Source organism: Pseudomonas akapageensis, assembly GCF_011355085.1.
In the GTDB taxonomy this organism is placed as follows: Bacteria; Pseudomonadota; Gammaproteobacteria; order Pseudomonadales; family Pseudomonadaceae; genus Aquipseudomonas; species Aquipseudomonas akapageensis.
In genome coordinates this window covers 50,467-64,850 of the sequence record NZ_VXCP01000025.1, presented here as the reverse complement: position 1 = coordinate 64,850, position 14,384 = coordinate 50,467, and the positions used below count along the sequence as shown (strand labels likewise).

Sequence of the window (14,384 nt, the reverse complement as noted above, 5' to 3'; positions counted from 1 at the left end):
CCCCGGACCTCGTTCCCACGCTCCGCGTGGGAATGCAGTGTCAGACGCTCCAGCGTCGTGACGCAGAGCTTCAGGGGAGGCATTCCCACGCGGACCGTGGGAACGAGGAGAGACCGGCGTTGGTTCGGGGTTAGGCAGCGTGCTTCAGCAGCTCAACCAGCTGGGCATGCAGCGCAGGATCCCCGCAGGCAACGACAGTCCCGCCGTTTTGCGCCGTACTTCCATCCCAGGCTGTCATTCGGCCACCTGCTGCCTCGATGATCGGGATCAATGCCTGCACGTCATAGGGCTGCAATGCCGCCTCGATGATCACATCGACGAAGCCTGAGGCCAGCATGCAGTAGGCGTAACAGTCACCGCCAAAACGTACCAGCTGCGCCTGGCTGGCCACCTGTTCAAATGCGTTTTTCCGTTCGGTCGTATCGAACATGTCCGGTGTCGTGCACATCAGCCGCGCAGAGGTGAGTTGGGCGCAGGCACGGGTTTTCAGCGCTGCGCCATTGCGCCAGGCACCTTGTGCGCTGCCGATGTATCGCTCACCGGTAAACGGCTGGTTCATCACTCCCAGCACCGGGCGCTGGCCATCGTTGAGTGCGATCAGCGTGCCCCACAGGGGCAGTCCGGTGACGAAGGCTCGCGTGCCATCGATAGGGTCCAGGACCCAGGTCAGTTCGCTTTCACCGGTATAAACGCCTTCCTCTTCACCCAGGATTCCATGGGTGGGGTAGCGCTTGCGGATCAGTTCACGCATGGCCTGCTCGGCCGCCTTGTCGGCCACGGTGACGGGGTCGTACAAGCGGCCACCCTTGTCCTCTACTTCGATTGCCGTGCGAAAGTGCGGCGCAATGGCCGCGGCCGCAGCGTCGGCGAGTTCGTCGGCGAAACTCAGGTACTCATTGAGCTGTTCGCGAGTGAGTGGCATCGGATGCACCTATATCCAGGTTGATTTGAAGGCATGATTTAAAGGTATGGACACATGATCCCGAGCAGGCCTGGTTTAGGCAAGGAAAAAGCAGGTCCGCGCTGCAGTACAGAACGGGCCGGAGATTCTGCGCGGCGACTGAGTCGCGCAGGCAATCGGCGTCTCAGCGTGTCGATAACGAGGCGTTATCGATTGCTGAAAATATGTCATTGGGAACTATCGGCCTGGTCCATTAGTTTTCGCTGGTAGAAAAAACCTGGCTTACCCCTGAGGAAAAGGCTGCCCTGAGCCAGGAGCTCAAGGCCGAAGACAAGCTCAAGCTGGCCCATGGGCCGAAAAACCTGCTTGGCCTGGTGCGCAACAAGCGCGTGCTGAAGTTCATCCTCATCTACTTCAGTGTTCAGGTCAGTGTGTACGGGTCATCTTTTACCTGCCGACCCGAATAGCCGAGCTGCTGGGCATCACCGCCGGTTTGCATGCTGGGCATGGCTGCGTTGGGAATTGCCGCCTCGGCATTGCTCAACAGTTTTGCTCCGGTATTGCTGGCCTTCTGTTTTGCAGCCGCCGCTTTCGTGACTGTTCAACCGCTGTTCTGGACGCTGCCGACCAGTTACCTGGGTGGGGTCGCCGCTGCAGGGGGATCGCGCTGATTGGCTCGATGGGCAATATCGGTGGCTTCGTCGCGCCAATGCTCAAGGCCAACATGGAGGTCTGGTTCATCGATCCTCGTGCAGGGATGCTGTCGCTCTCGGCCGCGGGGCTGGTTGGGGTCTATTTGCTGTGGACGTTGCGTGCGCCAAGGGGGCCGGTGCGGGTCAATCAAGGCACGAATGCCCAGGCAGCTTCGAACGCCTGAATCTCGTTGACTCTCGTTCCCACGCGAAGCAAAGGAATGCAGCACTAGACGCTCCAGCGTCGACGCACCTGAGCCCGACGCAGAGCGTCTCCGGATGGCATTCCCACGCAGAGCGTGGGAACGAGGGTTCAGTGCTGGTCCACCACCGCGCTGATCAACGCCTGTGCGGCATCGAGTTGCTGGATCAGGCCGAGCACCAGGGATTTATCGTTCAGGTGCAGGTGATCGACCACATCCCACGCCGTGGCTTCGGCGTATTGGACCAGGGTCGCGGCATGGGCCAGGGCGTCTTCGGCCGGGATGCCGCCGCGTACGGTGAACATGGGCTGGCCGTTGCTGTCGACGGTGCCGAAGGGTTTTTCCGTGGTGAACAGTGCGGGGGTTGAAGCGGGTGGATCGGGGACGATTTTGATCATGGTGAAGCTCCTATTGTTGTGGAGCTGCCAGATTCGTTCTCAGGCGAATGGGTGGCAGCTGTACGCAGGCTGAGAAACCGGGGCAATAGGAAACCCGGCAGGTCCGAAGACCTCCCGCGCACAGCCGCCATAAACTCGCCTATGCGCCTATTGTGGTTCCTCGGGTTCTCAGGCCCGGTCGTTGAATTGGCAACGACTGGGCAAGACTAGCCAGCGGCAAACTCAGGCGCAACAGCGTTCAAGGCGGGTTGATTATGCTTGGGAAATGTCGTTCAAGAAATAGAGAATTTGCCTACAGGTAGACCGCTATCGCTGGCAAGCCAGCTCCCACAGAGTTCACTGCAGATCTCTGTAGGTGACCCTGTGGGAGCTGGCTTGCCGGATCGCCGGACCGCAGCGATTAGGCCGCAAAGTGGCCCCAGAAGGCATTTTGCTGGCCCCCAAACCTCAAAGTTATCGCGAAAATCACTTTAATTTCAGGTGTTTAGGTTTGAACGTAAATGCGCAATGTATTGATTTCGCTTGCCCTGGTCGGCGTCGCAGCCTCTGCCCAGGCCAAAGAGCTGATGGCCAATGACAGGTACATGTGCGACTGGGGGGCGGGTACTGCGGCAAGAGCCCAGGAGCTCAAGCTGTCGGGGGTCTCGCTGTATGCCGCGCGCCAGAAGATTCAGGCAACCCGGTTCAGCAAGGGCTGGATGCGTATGATGGCCTTGGGCATTACCGAGCAAACCTACGACAGTCCATCGCGGTTCAAGCCTGCTGCGGTCCGGCAGAGCTTCTATGAAGAGTGCGTCAGGTACAAGTTGGCCCATCGCTGAGCCATCCGATCTGCAGGAACGGCTTGCGCCGCTCCTGCAGTCTCCATCACTTCGGTGCGCTCAGGTTCAGCGTGGGCGTTTCATCGAAGAAGTTCCACGGCTTCAACAACACATGCACCCATTCAGTCGGCATGATCGGCCATTCCTCGGCGCGGGCCACGTGGGTGGTGCCGGTGGTCAGCCAGACCACGTTGTCGGTGTTGTCGATGGACTGGTTGTCGCTGGTGAATTGCCCCAGCCCCGAGTCGTGGTCCGAGCGGTTCGGGTATTTGCCTTCCGGGTATTTCTCTTCCGGGTTGTAGCGGGTCACCCACAGCTGTTTGTCCATGAAGCTCAAACGGTGGTAGAGCCACTCGTCCTTGCCGAAGTTGGCGCCCTTGGCCACCGGGTGAGTACCGCCGGCGTAAGGAATCAACTGATAGGAAACCGGGTTGCCGACCTTGTTTTCCTTGCCCGGGTTGCTCAGCAGGCGAATGGTCGCCGGGTCGAATTTCTGCGCCGCTTGCTGTTCGTCAGCGACGATGTGGGTTTCGGTCTGCATGGTGCTGGTGCGCGGGCCGCCACGGTCGTTGCCGGCAATCTGCGGGTTGACCTCGACCAGCGCGTTGTTTTCACCGTCCACGTCCATGTCCAGGCGGAAGTTGTAGATGTGCTGGTGGGTGGAGCCGACGATGTTGTGGTCCAGCAGGGTGCCGTAGCGGGTGTCTTCCTTGGCGGTGGCGTCGTGCATGGTCTTGGAGACCACGCCCTTGACCGCTTCGATACCGGTGGCGCCGGCGTCGATGCCGATGGTGCCGTTCTGCTGGAAGACCCAGTCGAAGATGTAGTCGTAGTTGCCCACGGTGCTGATCCAGCGCACCACCAGTTCGCGGCGCTCGGTGCTGAGGTTCGGGCGGCCCATTTCCTGGTGCTTGTATTCGGGTCCGGCATAGCGTTCGAACACGGCCATGGCGCGGGGGATCTGCTGCGGTTGGCCGGTATAGTCGGCAATGGTGGCGTCGAGCAGCACGGCGTTCTGCGGGGCGTCCTTGCCGCGGGCCAGCGGTGAGGTCAGGGTGCCCATGCCGTAGTCGCCGGAGTCCAGGTAGGCCTTGAAGTACCAGCCCGCGTCCGGGTCGCCGTAGGGCACGATCATGCCGCCCAGCGAGCCTTCGTACATGATTTTGCGTTTCTTGCCCTGGTCGTTATAGGTAACGGTGGACAGGATCGGCCCGACCCGCGAGTCCAGGCGGACGTGGAAGTCCCAGTTCTGCCAGTGAATGCTGTTGCCGCTGATGGTGTAGTTCTTGCCTTCGGGCTCGGTGATTTCCAGCGGTTTGACCTCGGGCGCCTTGAGCGCGCGACCGTCGAAGGGCGTGGCCTTCATCGGCACCGGGACGACGCCTGCGTCTTCGATCTTGAGGATTTTTTTCTGTTCCAGGTCGACCACCGCGACCAGGTTTTCAATCGGGTGGGCCCAGTAGTTGTCGTCGCCGGTATTGAGGTAGCTCACCACCTTGAGCAGGCGCTGGTCCTGCTGCAAGCCATCCTTGCCGTCGAAGTAGCCAACGGTCAGCGGGGTGGCCACGACTTTCTTGACGTCGTCGATGCCGCGCTTGGCCAGGGCCTCGGCGTATTCGCTGCTGCCTTCGATCACCGACTGCACGGTGGCGAAGTCGTCGAGCAGCACCATGCCGTGGGCGCCCTCGATGGGTTTCCAGGATTGCAGGGTGCCGGTCTTCAGGTCGACCAGGCCCTCGAACACGTGCTTGCCGTCGAGCACCACGATATTGGCGGCGCGTGATTCGGTGGTCGGCTGGCCGTTCAGGGCAAAGTTCCAGACCTGATCCTTGGGCGGCACATGCACCGACACTTCGGTGAAGCGCAAGCCTGGCCGGTATTTGTCCGAAGCCTTGACCACGCCGACCGCGGCGTTGATCTCGTCAGCGCTCAAGGGGTTGAGCGGGTTGGGGCGGGTTTCGACGACAAAGGTCGTGTCCAGGCCGGACTGGAACATCTGGTTGATGAAGTCCTTGGACATGTACGCGGTCTTGTCCTTGAACACCACCGGTACCGTGAGTTCAGTGCGCTTGCCGTTGAGTACGGCAGTCTTGCTGTCCGGCTTGACCTTGATAAAGGCACCGTCCTTCTGGATCACGAACAGGTTGGCATAGTCATCCCATTTGACGGTTGCGCCGAACGCCTCAAGGGTCGACTGCAGCGGCACCATTTCGGCTTCACCGCCGTGGGCGCTGGCCGTGGGCACTGTCAACGGCAGGCCTGGCAAGCCCAGCGAGATGGCAAGGACCAAGGGTTTGATGGCGTTTCTTTTTATTAGAGCGATCGGGTTGAACATGTTCACTTTCCTGAAGGTGTGCCGGACAGGCCGCCTCGATACTGTGCACGTCTGGCAAGAGTCGGTCATTAGATTGTCGGCCAGATTTATTGGATTGCGTGCCTGATTCATTGAAATGTCACGGCCGTCGACCCATGATGAAATCACAATCCTCCATGGAGCCGGGCAATGTCGAATTTCGAGAAGGGCGATCTGGTGGTCCTGAACAGTGGTGGTCCACTCATGACTGTAAGGGATGTCGATAACGACACGAGCGATGGTTATAGCGTGCAGGTGAGATGCGACTGGTTCGACAAGGCGGGCCAGCATCACACCGCCACGTTCAATGCCGAGATGATTGAAAAAGAGCCCCGTCGAGGTACAGGGTCGCCCCTTTGAGGTTGTGCCGAATTCATCATCAACGCCGTGCAAAGGGATCAAGCCGTAATCCTTGGTAGAGACCAGTATGGGAGGTCGATCCAAGGAGATGAAGATGATCCGAATGACCCTGGCCGAAGCTCGCGAGCTGGCCGAATCGATCTTGTTGCATAACGGTTTCAGCGCCGCCCATGCGCAAGCCGTGACCACTACCGTGATCGCTGGCGAACGCGATGGCTGCGCCTCCCATGGCTTGTACCGGATTCTTGGCTGCGTGAGTTCGTTGAAGGCGGGTAAGGTTTCTGCTGTTGCCGAGCCTCGTGTCATCGATCAGGCACCCTCGATCGTGCGTGTCGATGCGGCTGGCGGTTTTTCCCAATTGGCGTTCCAGGCGGGCCTGCCACTACTGGAGGAGAAAGCGCGGAGCAATGGCATCGCTGCCCTGGCGATCAATCGCTGTGTGCATTTTTCCGCACTGTGGGTCGAGATAGAGCAGCTCACCTCTGCGGGGCTCGTGGCGCTGGCCTGCAATCCCAGCCATGCCTGGGTAGCGCCGGCGGGGGGCAACCAGCCGGTGTTCGGTACCAACCCCATTGCCTTTGGCTGGCCGCGCCCTGGCAAGGATCCCTTCGTGTTCGACTTCGCCACCAGTGCAATTGCCCGTGGTGATATCGAGCTGCATCGGCGTGCCGGCAAACCCATTCCCGAGGGGTGGGGCGTGGATGCCCAGGGGCAACCGAGTACCGATGCCAATGTGGTGCTCGATACCGGTGCCATGTTGACCTTCGGTGGGCACAAGGGCTCGGCGCTGGCCGCGATGGTGGAGTTGATCGCCGGGCCCCTGATCGGGGACCTGACCAGCGCCGAGTCGCTGGCCTATGACGCCGGCAGCAAGTCGTCGCCGTACCATGGCGAGCTGATCATCGCGCTGGATCCTCGGCGCTTCCTCGGGGATGCCACCGAGCAGCACCTGGGCCGTGCCGAAGTCTTGTTCGAGAGCATTCAGGGGCAGGGCGCCCGGTTGCCGTCGCAACGACGTTATGAGGCGCGCGCGCAGAGCCTGGTAGAGGGGGTGCAGATCCCCGAGGCGCTGTACAGCGAGCTCAGGGCATTGCTGGATTGAGAAGCAGCGCGGGCGCCAGTGGCGCCCGCTTTGGTTTTACAGCGCCTGGCGACTGCCGAGGCCGTCGACCAGACGGGTGATGCCCAGCGGGTTGGCGTCCTTGAGAGCTTCGGGCAACAACGCATCAGGGCAGTTCTGGTAGCACACCGGACGCAGGAAACGGTCGATGGCCAGGCTGCCGACCGAGGTGCCACGGGCATCGGAGGTCGCCGGGTAGGGGCCGCCATGGACCATCGCATCGCAGACTTCGACACCGGTCGGGTAACCGTTGAACAACACCCGGCCGACCTTCTGTTCCAGCAGCGGGACCAGCTCGCCATGGGCCTGGAGATCGCCGGGCTCGGCAATCAGGGTGGCGGTGAGTTGGCCGTGCAAGCCCTGCAATGCGCGTTGCAGTGATGCTCTCTCGTCGGAAGATGCCCGGCCCAGGGGCGTCGTCGGGCTGGCAGCTGCCATTCGCTCGATTTTCATAAAGCACTTACTTCGAAAATTCAGATGCAAACATCTGTGATTTTTGATGGTAGGTATTTTTTGGCTGTTCCTATACTTCTCAACCCCTCCCTCTCCGCGAGGAATCAGTCTTATATAAGGACCTATTGCATTTAGATTATTCGGCGTTGCGACATCTTCTATAGCTATTGAACAGAGCATAAAAATAATGAAACTCTATGAAATAATCGGCTATGACCATGATGGAACTGTTCGCGAGCTCAATACAGCTCTTAATAAAGGCACTCTAAATACCAGGGATGTAACCTTTTCGGCACTTGGCTTCAATGCGCCAGGCTGGATCGCTGCTTCTTCGATGTCGATTCTCTACTCGATATCAGGCCACCAGGCTCCGCTGGCCATCTTGATCGCTTACTTCTTTCCAATGTTGGTCATGGCCTTCTGCATGATTTCCCTGACTCGACAAGCACCGTCGGCCGGAGGGGTATTCACCTTCACGTCGCGGTTTTTGCACTCGAGTGTCGGGACCATTCTCGGCTGGGCATATTCCGTTGCCTGCATGGCCGTAATGGCAATGTGCGCAATCATTGGCACCGAATATATACAGGCACTGATTCCGGCAGTGGCGGGCGCGCTTAACGCCAAAATAATCGCCACGTCCATGGTTCTGATATTCCTCGCTATCTCCTGCAACGGCGTCAATGCCACAGCCAAAGTGGCGAGCGTCTTTCTGATCTTTGAAATCACTGTTGTCGCCGGACTCGGATTGATGGGGCTCATCAATCCTCAGGTCCAGGATTTGTCGGTGACTTCCATGTACTCGCTGGAAGGAGCAGGTGGGTGGTCCGCGATCGGGCCGGGTGTACTGTTCGGCGTCTGGATGCTTGCCAACTTCGATTCGGCGATCAACTACATTGAAGAGTCGCGTATTCCTGTGCGGACTGTTCAACGTTCCATGCTGCTCGTGCTCACGTCAGCCTTTGTTATTTACACGCTCGCGGCAATCGGCTGGCAGTACGCGGTGCCGGTAGAGAAGTTGGCGGCAATCATCGAAGACGGTAACGGCGGACCGATTGCCGCGGTCGCGAATGTCTACTTGCCGCCGGCCATGGCCTGGATTGCATTGTTTGTCGTGGTCACTTCGGCATGTGCCGGATTGCAGATTTCCTCCAGTGCGGCCGCTCGTACGCTTTACCGAATGAGTGAGGAAGGGCATCTGCCCGCAGCGTTTTGCTCAGTCAACAAATCAAGGTCCCCTTGGCTGGCCAGCGTTGTCGTTGCGGCCGTCGCTATCGCCCTGGTCTGGTGGAAGCCACTGGAAAAGATCTCCTGGTACTACGACGTAGTGACCATCACCCTGGTCATGTCCTACATGGCCGCTATCGCAGCCTTCATTGTCATGACCTGGCGCCGCCAACCTTTCGGGCTGGCCCTGGCATTGTCGATTCCGGCGTCTCTCGCGATTCTGGTGCTGGGTTACATCGGCTACACCGCCGGGGCGAATCCGGTTTCTCCCGAGGACCAGTACACCGCCTGGTACCTCGGTGCACTGACGATCCTGTCTGGCGCATTGATCCTGGTCTGGCAGTCACGTGTCTCCAAACGCGTCGTACTTTCTCAAGCGTCCTGATTTCGCAAAAACACAATGGGCGCCGCCCTGTGGCGCTCGCTAAACAACTTAGGTGAGCTTATGAAGCGTGTTGTCGTAATTACTGGCGCGGGAAGGGGCATTGGGCTGGCAATCGCCAAGCGTTTTGCTGCGGCTGGGGATCATTTGGTACTCAACTACTTCGACGACAAGGATCAACTGGACGCCGTGTTGCGTACCGCCGAGGAAAACGGCGGCGACGGCATCACTGTGCAAGCCGATGTCAGTAATCCGCAAGGCGCAGCCGGAATCATCCGGGAGGCGGAAAGTCGCTACGGGCGGGTGGATATTCTTGTCAACAATGCCGGGAGACTGGTATCGGCCACGGTAGCGCAGACCACCTGGGCCCAGTGGGAGCAGATGATCAGTACCAATCTCGGCGGTACCTGGGCCTGCATGCAGGCTGTGTTGCCGGGCATGCTGGCTCGCGGGCAAGGGCGGATTATCAATATCAGCTCGGAGCTGGGGTTGATCGGGTTTCCGACCTACGCAGCGTACTGCGCCTCCAAGGGCGGGGTTATCGCGCTGACCAAAGCGGTCGCCAAGGAAGTGGCTCCCCAAGGCGTGTTGGTGAACTCGGTGGCGCCGGGGCCGATCGAGACGGACATGCTGATCAACGACACCATCGAATTCAACGATGAAACACGCGCGACCCTCCCCTTGAAGCGCTTCGGCAAGCCGGACGAAATCGCGGCCATGGTTGAGGCGCTGGCCGGGCCCGCGGGAGATTATATGGTTGGACAAGTTGTCAGCCCCAATGGCGGGGCTGCGATCTAGTCAGGCGTTTCGAAAACAAAGTTCACTGAATCATGTGTTTTCTTATTTTGCCAATAACAAGAAGGATACAAGATGAGCGCTGTGATGATTACCGGTGGTTTGGGCTATGTTGGCAGGTACCTGACGAAAAAACTCAGCGAGCAGGGCGTCAAGGTGGTGAGTTACAACCGTGACTACTCGGAAGCCAGGTCGGAGTTCATGACGCCTGTACAGGGGGAGTTGTTCGATATCCCGAGGATTGTCAGGACCATCCAGGAATTTGGCATCGATTGTGTCATTCATACGGCAGCAATGTCGCACCCCGACTTGTCCATCGATCTTCCGATTACGACGGTCGCAGCGAATATCGATGGCACGATTCATTTGCTCGAGGCAATGCGTCTGGCGGGCATCAAGCGACTGGTCAATTTTTCTTCGGAAACCGTCTACGGGCATTTCGAAGGTGCGATTAACGAGCAGACCCCGGCTTATCCAACGACACCTTATGGTGTAACCAAACTTGCCAACGAGCATTTTGGCCGAGTCTACAATGATCTTTATGGCATGGAAGTGATCTCGCTGCGGATTGCCGAAGTGTATGGCCCTGAAAATAAAATGCCGCAGGTGCTCAGGGATATACTTAAAACAGTTCATCGGGGTGAAAAGTTCACCTTGCCTTCCGGCGGAGATCATCGCTTCCATTATATTCATGTCGAAGATGTTGTGCGTGCCGTGCTGATGGCGGCTGAAAGCAGAGACTTGAAGGGCGGTGTGTTCAATATTGCCGGTGACCGTTCCTGGAAACTGCATGAAGCGGTCGAAGTCATCAGGAAAATAATTCCTGAAGCCCAGATCGAAATCGGTGATGGCTACTGGCATCTGGATCGGCAAGGAGAGTGGGATCTGAGTGCTGCACAGCGGGAGTTGGGCTATCAAGCGCAATGGACACTTGAGAAAGGGCTGACGCATTACTCCAACTGGCTGATCGATCACGAATATTGATATCGGACTTGATCGCTGTATTGGGTAAGTCAAATAACCTTCAGCTTCACTTGGTGATTAAGCATGATCGAGAACCCTATTGTGTGGCCAAATGGCGCCCGCTGCGCCGTGTCCTTTACCTTTGATATGGATGCAGACAGCATTCTGCATGTGGCCCACCCCAAGGATTCAGCGACACGGGTAGCCAGTATTTCAATGCTGCATTACGGACCCAAGGTGGCGATTCCAAGGATTCTGGAGACCTATCGACGGTTCCAGATCAAGCAGACGTTTTTCATACCGGCCTGGTGCATCGAGCAATATCCCAAGGCCATTGAGGCGATCGTCGAAGATGGGCACGAGATTGGCCATCACGGCTACATTCATGAACATCCAAACGAGTTGAGTCGGGAAGAGGAGGCCTATTGGCTCGATCGTGGCTGCGACACCATCAAGCGCTTTACCGGCCGGGCACCACGAGGCTGGCGGGCGCCGCTCTACAACATGTCGGAGCACTCTGCCGATCTGCTGATCGAACGAGGCTTCACCTATGACGCCTCGTTGATGGGGGATGACGTTCCCTATCTGTTGCGCACAAAGGCGGGAGAACTGGTGGAGCTGCCCTCCAGCTGGGCACTGGATGACTGGCCTCAGTACATGCACAGCATCGACCTGAATTTTCAGATGCCGATTCAATCGCCACAACGGGCGGTCGAGGTTTTCAAGGCCGAATTCGATGCGGCCTGGGAATATGGCGGTCTGTTCGTTCCGGTCTGGCACCCGTTCCTTTCCGGTCGCTTGGCGCGATGGCATGAAGTGACGAAATTGATCGAATACATGAAGGAGAAAGGTGACGTCTGGTTTGCCCCCATGGATGAGATCGCGGCTCATGTGAAGCGCAGCGTGTCCGAGGGTGTCTACACGCCACGGGTTGACGAGTTGCCTTACTATCAGGGACCGGTTGTAGCCTACAAGTAATATGAATCAATGTTGGGTGGCGACCATCTCTGGATGGTCGCTCGACCAACGCTGAAGGAAAAAGTCAGTTGGTGACCAGCAGTTCCGGGCCGAGGTAGTCGTTGATCCGGTCGATATCGTCGTCACCCAGACTCCCCACCGAAGAGACCAGGCGCAGGTGCGACATCAAATAGCGCAACTTGGCCTCGAACAGATCGTGACGTGCAACGAAGAGCAGCTCTTCGGCATTGAGGACGTCCGAGTTGGTGCTGGTACCCCCCTCCTTGAAGCCTTTTCGTGCCGAAGCCAGGGAGCGTTCGTTGGACTCTACTGCCTTCTCCAGTGCGTGAATACGTTTGGCGCCGCTCTGTACGCCGCGATACTCACGGGTGGTTCCGGAGATGACTTCCAGTCGCGTGGCGTCGAGTTCGTCCTGGGCCTTGTCGCTATTGGCACTGGCCTGGCGTGCCAGGGCGCTGGTGCCGCCACCGTTGAACAGCGGGAAATTGACTTCCAGCCCGATGGAGCCGTAGCGGTTGCGTTGATTCAACTCGGAGATTGATTGGCTCGTGCCCGCCGTGTAGCCAGCCACGAAATCCAGTGTTGGCCAGTGACCCGCCTTGGCGCGTTTCACTTCTTCTTCGGCGAGGTCGTGGCTATAACGGCGCGCATGGATCAGTGGGCTATCGGCCTGGGCTTTGGCCAGCCAGTCCTGCAGTTCGCTCGGCAGCAGGGGTGGTGTATCAAAGCTCGGACGCAAGGTGGTCAGCGATTCGGGGCTTTCACCGATATATTCCTCGAACTTGCGGCGCGCGTTGACCAGGTTGTCCTGCGCTTCGATGAGCTCGGCCTCGGCGAGGTCGCGGCGAGCGACCGACTCGTCGATGTCGGTGATGGTGCCGGCCCCAAGCTGCATGCGTCGGTTCGCCGAGGCGAGTTGCTCGTCGAAACTGCTCAGTTTGGCCTTGGCCAGGACGATGGTTTCGCTGGCCAGGAGCACGTCGAAATAACTTTCGGCCAGGCGCACCGCGGCGTCCTGGCTCTTGGCATCGAACACCGCGACGCTGTAGTCGGCACGCTGCTGGCCCTGGCGGTACTCGGCCATCTTCTGTTTGTTGAACAGCGGCTGGCGCAGGCGCACGTTAGCGCCCTTGGAGTTGTAGTCGAGATCGTTGTCGATGCCGTTCTGGCGTTGGGTGCCATTGACCTTGTTGTCGTAGGCCGTGGCATTGATCTGCGGTAGCAGGCCGGCCTTGCCGATGGCGCGGTTTTCCTCGCCGGCATCTTTTTCATGCACGGCCGCGCGGTAGACAGGGCCCTGGTACTGCAACAGATCCCAGGCTTGTTTGAGGTCCATGGAGCTGGCCGGCAGGGACAGCCCCAGCAGGCAGAAAAACAGGCAATGACGGTCCATCTCATTGTTCCTTGAAAGAGCTGTCCACACGGTCGAGCATCGGTTTGAGCAGATAGCTCATCATGTTGCGCTCGCCGGTCTTGATGGTGACGCTGGCGGGCATACCGGGGCGAATGTGATTGCTGCCAAGCAGGCTCATGCCATCGGGCGTGACTTCCACCTGGGCCAGATAGAACGGTTGCTTGCTTTCCTCGTCCATCAGGCGGTCGGCGGAGATGGTCTTCACGCGGCCGGGAATGTTTGGCGTCTGGGCATGGTTGAAGGCCGGGAAGGAGATGTCCACGTCCAGGCCGGCAACCATCTTGTCGATGGCCTGCACGGGAATCATCGCGTCGACCTGCAGCGGTTCGTTGACTGGAACGATCTCCATGATCTTGAAGCCGGGCTGAATGATCCCGCCGACGGTGGCGATGCTCAGGGACTGGACCATGCCATCGATGGGCGATCGAATCACCGTGTGGGTCACTTCATAGTCCAGCGCGCGCAAGCGGTCGGCCAGGGTGGTGTTTTCCTTGGCGGTGTCGGTCAGCTGCGATTCGACTTCCTTCAGGTAATCGTGCTGGCGCTGCAGGATGCGCAGTTTGATTTCGGTGGCCTGGCTACGCGTGCGAGCGATGTTGTTGAGGTTCTCGGCCTGGCCGGCGGAGAGGTCGGCATTGCTGCGTTCCAGCTCAAGCAGGCGGTTGCGCGGTACATAGCCTTCGGCCGCCAGCACGCGGGTGCCTTGTAGTTCCTGGTTGAGGAAGTTGATCTGCGAGGCACGGGCGCCATAGACCTGCTGCAGGCCCTTGAGCTGTACCTGCGACGCCGCCAGGTTTTCCTCCAGTATGCTGATTTCGCCGGCGAGACCAGCGCGCCGGGTGTCCAGCAGGCGCTGTTGCAGGTCCATGGCGGCTACCAGGCGGTGGTCATCGCCGAAGCGCTTGAGCAACTCGGGATCGAAGTTCACCACATCGAGGCCGTCACGTTCCGCTTCCAGGCGGTTTTCCACGGTCTTGCTGACGATGTACTGGGCGCTGACCGCACCCTGTTCGGCAACGGCACGCAACGAGTCGAGGCGAACCACTTCCTGGCCTTTTTTCACGACATCGCCTTCGCGAACCAGTATTGCCTCCACGGTGCCGCCGCTGAGGTGCTGCACGGCCTTGCGATTGCTGGTGACTTTGACCGTGCCTGTCGCTACCACGCCGGCATCCAGCGGCGCCAGCCAGGACCACAGGAGGAAGCCGCCGAAGCCGGCGAGCACCAGCCACATGCCCCAGTGCACGGGTTTACCGACGTCCAGATCTACCACGCTCCTGGGATCGGCAGGAATCATCTCGGTGTGTTGGCTCAATTGCATGATCGG

At 59.0% G+C, this 14,384-nt stretch carries 14 protein-coding genes and 1 pseudogene; 9 read left to right on the top strand and 6 right to left on the bottom strand.

Features of this window, described 5'->3' with window-relative positions:
• Positions 1-130: 130 nt before the first annotated feature.
• A complete protein-coding gene (gene hisN, locus F2S13_RS17130) occupies positions 131-922 on the bottom strand; it encodes a histidinol-phosphatase (protein ID WP_166362894.1) in 792 nt (263 codons plus the stop codon).
• Positions 923-1,407: 485 nt separating this feature from the next.
• Between hisN and F2S13_RS17125 the strand changes: the two genes are divergently transcribed.
• Both F2S13_RS17125 and F2S13_RS17120 read left to right on the top strand, forming a co-directional pair.
• Positions 1,408-1,572 carry a hypothetical protein gene (locus F2S13_RS17125; protein ID WP_166362892.1) on the top strand — a complete coding sequence of 55 codons (165 nt, stop codon included), beginning with the start codon at positions 1,408-1,410 and terminating at the stop codon, positions 1,570-1,572.
• Between the two features lie 8 nt (positions 1,573-1,580).
• Complete coding sequence (locus tag F2S13_RS17120) at positions 1,581-1,778, top strand: hypothetical protein (RefSeq protein ID WP_166362796.1); 198 nt, start codon at positions 1,581-1,583, stop codon at positions 1,776-1,778.
• A gap of 128 nt (positions 1,779-1,906) precedes the next feature.
• On the opposite strand, the gene F2S13_RS17115 is transcribed toward F2S13_RS17120, so the two are convergent.
• Positions 1,907-2,194: a DUF6124 family protein gene (locus tag F2S13_RS17115; RefSeq protein ID WP_166362890.1), complete on the bottom strand. Its 288-nt coding sequence runs from the start codon at positions 2,192-2,194 to the stop codon at positions 1,907-1,909.
• Positions 2,195-2,694: 500 nt separating this feature from the next.
• Between F2S13_RS17115 and F2S13_RS17110 the strand changes: the two genes are divergently transcribed.
• On the top strand, positions 2,695-3,015 hold the full coding sequence (locus F2S13_RS17110) for a hypothetical protein (RefSeq protein WP_166362888.1): 321 nt from the start codon (positions 2,695-2,697) through the stop codon (positions 3,013-3,015).
• A gap of 46 nt (positions 3,016-3,061) precedes the next feature.
• On the opposite strand, the gene tynA is transcribed toward F2S13_RS17110, so the two are convergent.
• Entirely contained in the window at positions 3,062-5,350 is a 2,289-nt protein-coding gene (tynA, locus tag F2S13_RS17105; RefSeq protein WP_166362886.1) for a primary-amine oxidase, read from the bottom strand.
• A gap of 168 nt (positions 5,351-5,518) precedes the next feature.
• On the opposite strand from tynA, the gene F2S13_RS17100 reads away from it, so the two are divergent.
• Together F2S13_RS17100 and F2S13_RS17095 are read left to right on the top strand one after the other, a co-directional pair.
• The gene (locus F2S13_RS17100; protein WP_166362884.1) at positions 5,519-5,728 is read left to right on the top strand and encodes a DUF2158 domain-containing protein; all 210 of its coding nucleotides are present in this window, start codon (positions 5,519-5,521) and stop codon (positions 5,726-5,728) included.
• Between the two features lie 94 nt (positions 5,729-5,822).
• Positions 5,823-6,830 carry an Ldh family oxidoreductase gene (locus F2S13_RS17095; RefSeq protein ID WP_166362882.1) on the top strand — a complete coding sequence of 336 codons (1,008 nt, stop codon included), beginning with the start codon at positions 5,823-5,825 and terminating at the stop codon, positions 6,828-6,830.
• A 36-nt stretch (positions 6,831-6,866) separates the two neighbouring features.
• Here the strand turns inward: F2S13_RS17095 and F2S13_RS17090 are convergent.
• Positions 6,867-7,238: pseudogene (locus F2S13_RS17090) on the bottom strand (aldehyde dehydrogenase (NADP(+))); the annotation flags it as partial.
• Positions 7,239-7,488: 250 nt separating this feature from the next.
• Here F2S13_RS17090 and F2S13_RS17085 point away from each other — a divergent pair.
• The 4 genes from F2S13_RS17085 to F2S13_RS17070 all read left to right on the top strand — a co-directional run bounded on the left by F2S13_RS17085 (position 7,489) and on the right by F2S13_RS17070 (position 11,643).
• The gene (locus F2S13_RS17085) at positions 7,489-8,910 is read left to right on the top strand and encodes an APC family permease (protein WP_166362880.1); all 1,422 of its coding nucleotides are present in this window, start codon (positions 7,489-7,491) and stop codon (positions 8,908-8,910) included.
• A gap of 60 nt (positions 8,911-8,970) precedes the next feature.
• Positions 8,971-9,705, top strand: coding sequence for an SDR family NAD(P)-dependent oxidoreductase (locus tag F2S13_RS17080; RefSeq protein WP_166362878.1), 735 nt, complete (start codon positions 8,971-8,973; stop codon positions 9,703-9,705).
• Positions 9,706-9,777: 72 nt separating this feature from the next.
• Positions 9,778-10,686 (top strand): NAD-dependent epimerase/dehydratase family protein, encoded by a 909-nt coding sequence (locus F2S13_RS17075; protein ID WP_166362876.1) that lies wholly within the window; start codon positions 9,778-9,780, stop codon positions 10,684-10,686.
• A 63-nt stretch (positions 10,687-10,749) separates the two neighbouring features.
• The gene (locus F2S13_RS17070) at positions 10,750-11,643 is read left to right on the top strand and encodes a polysaccharide deacetylase family protein (protein ID WP_166362873.1); all 894 of its coding nucleotides are present in this window, start codon (positions 10,750-10,752) and stop codon (positions 11,641-11,643) included.
• 64 nt (positions 11,644-11,707) lie between these two features.
• Here F2S13_RS17070 and F2S13_RS17065 read toward each other — a convergent pair whose 3' ends face one another.
• Both F2S13_RS17065 and F2S13_RS17060 read right to left on the bottom strand, forming a co-directional pair.
• Complete coding sequence (locus F2S13_RS17065) at positions 11,708-13,036, bottom strand: TolC family outer membrane protein (RefSeq protein WP_166362871.1); 1,329 nt, start codon at positions 13,034-13,036, stop codon at positions 11,708-11,710.
• Between the two features lies 1 nt (position 13,037).
• Positions 13,038-14,378 carry an HlyD family type I secretion periplasmic adaptor subunit gene (locus F2S13_RS17060; RefSeq protein WP_166362869.1) on the bottom strand — a complete coding sequence of 447 codons (1,341 nt, stop codon included), beginning with the start codon at positions 14,376-14,378 and terminating at the stop codon, positions 13,038-13,040.
• Between the last annotated feature and the right edge of the window lie 6 nt (positions 14,379-14,384).

What these genes read in the sequence shown, in the direction of transcription:
- F2S13_RS17125 (WP_166362892.1), top strand. Translation starts at nt 1,408, where the DNA reads ATGGCTGCGTTGGGAATTGCCGCCTCGGCATTGCTCAACAGTTTTGCT.
- F2S13_RS17110 (WP_166362888.1), top strand. Translation starts at nt 2,695, where the DNA reads ATGCGCAATGTATTGATTTCGCTTGCCCTGGTCGGCGTCGCAGCCTCT.
- F2S13_RS17100 (WP_166362884.1), top strand. Translation starts at nt 5,519, where the DNA reads ATGTCGAATTTCGAGAAGGGCGATCTGGTGGTCCTGAACAGTGGTGGT.
- F2S13_RS17060 (WP_166362869.1), bottom strand. Translation starts at nt 14,378, where the DNA reads ATGCAATTGAGCCAACACACCGAGATGATTCCTGCCGATCCCAGGAGC.
- F2S13_RS17115 (WP_166362890.1), bottom strand. Translation starts at nt 2,194, where the DNA reads ATGATCAAAATCGTCCCCGATCCACCCGCTTCAACCCCCGCACTGTTC.
- F2S13_RS17065 (WP_166362871.1), bottom strand. Translation starts at nt 13,036, where the DNA reads ATGGACCGTCATTGCCTGTTTTTCTGCCTGCTGGGGCTGTCCCTGCCG.
- F2S13_RS17080 (WP_166362878.1), top strand. Translation starts at nt 8,971, where the DNA reads ATGAAGCGTGTTGTCGTAATTACTGGCGCGGGAAGGGGCATTGGGCTG.
- F2S13_RS17085 (WP_166362880.1), top strand. Translation starts at nt 7,489, where the DNA reads ATGAAACTCTATGAAATAATCGGCTATGACCATGATGGAACTGTTCGC.
- tynA (WP_166362886.1), bottom strand. Translation starts at nt 5,350, where the DNA reads ATGTTCAACCCGATCGCTCTAATAAAAAGAAACGCCATCAAACCCTTG.
- F2S13_RS17075 (WP_166362876.1), top strand. Translation starts at nt 9,778, where the DNA reads ATGAGCGCTGTGATGATTACCGGTGGTTTGGGCTATGTTGGCAGGTAC.
- F2S13_RS17120 (WP_166362796.1), top strand. Translation starts at nt 1,581, where the DNA reads ATGGGCAATATCGGTGGCTTCGTCGCGCCAATGCTCAAGGCCAACATG.
- hisN (WP_166362894.1), bottom strand. Translation starts at nt 922, where the DNA reads ATGCCACTCACTCGCGAACAGCTCAATGAGTACCTGAGTTTCGCCGAC.
- F2S13_RS17095 (WP_166362882.1), top strand. Translation starts at nt 5,823, where the DNA reads ATGATCCGAATGACCCTGGCCGAAGCTCGCGAGCTGGCCGAATCGATC.
- F2S13_RS17070 (WP_166362873.1), top strand. Translation starts at nt 10,750, where the DNA reads ATGATCGAGAACCCTATTGTGTGGCCAAATGGCGCCCGCTGCGCCGTG.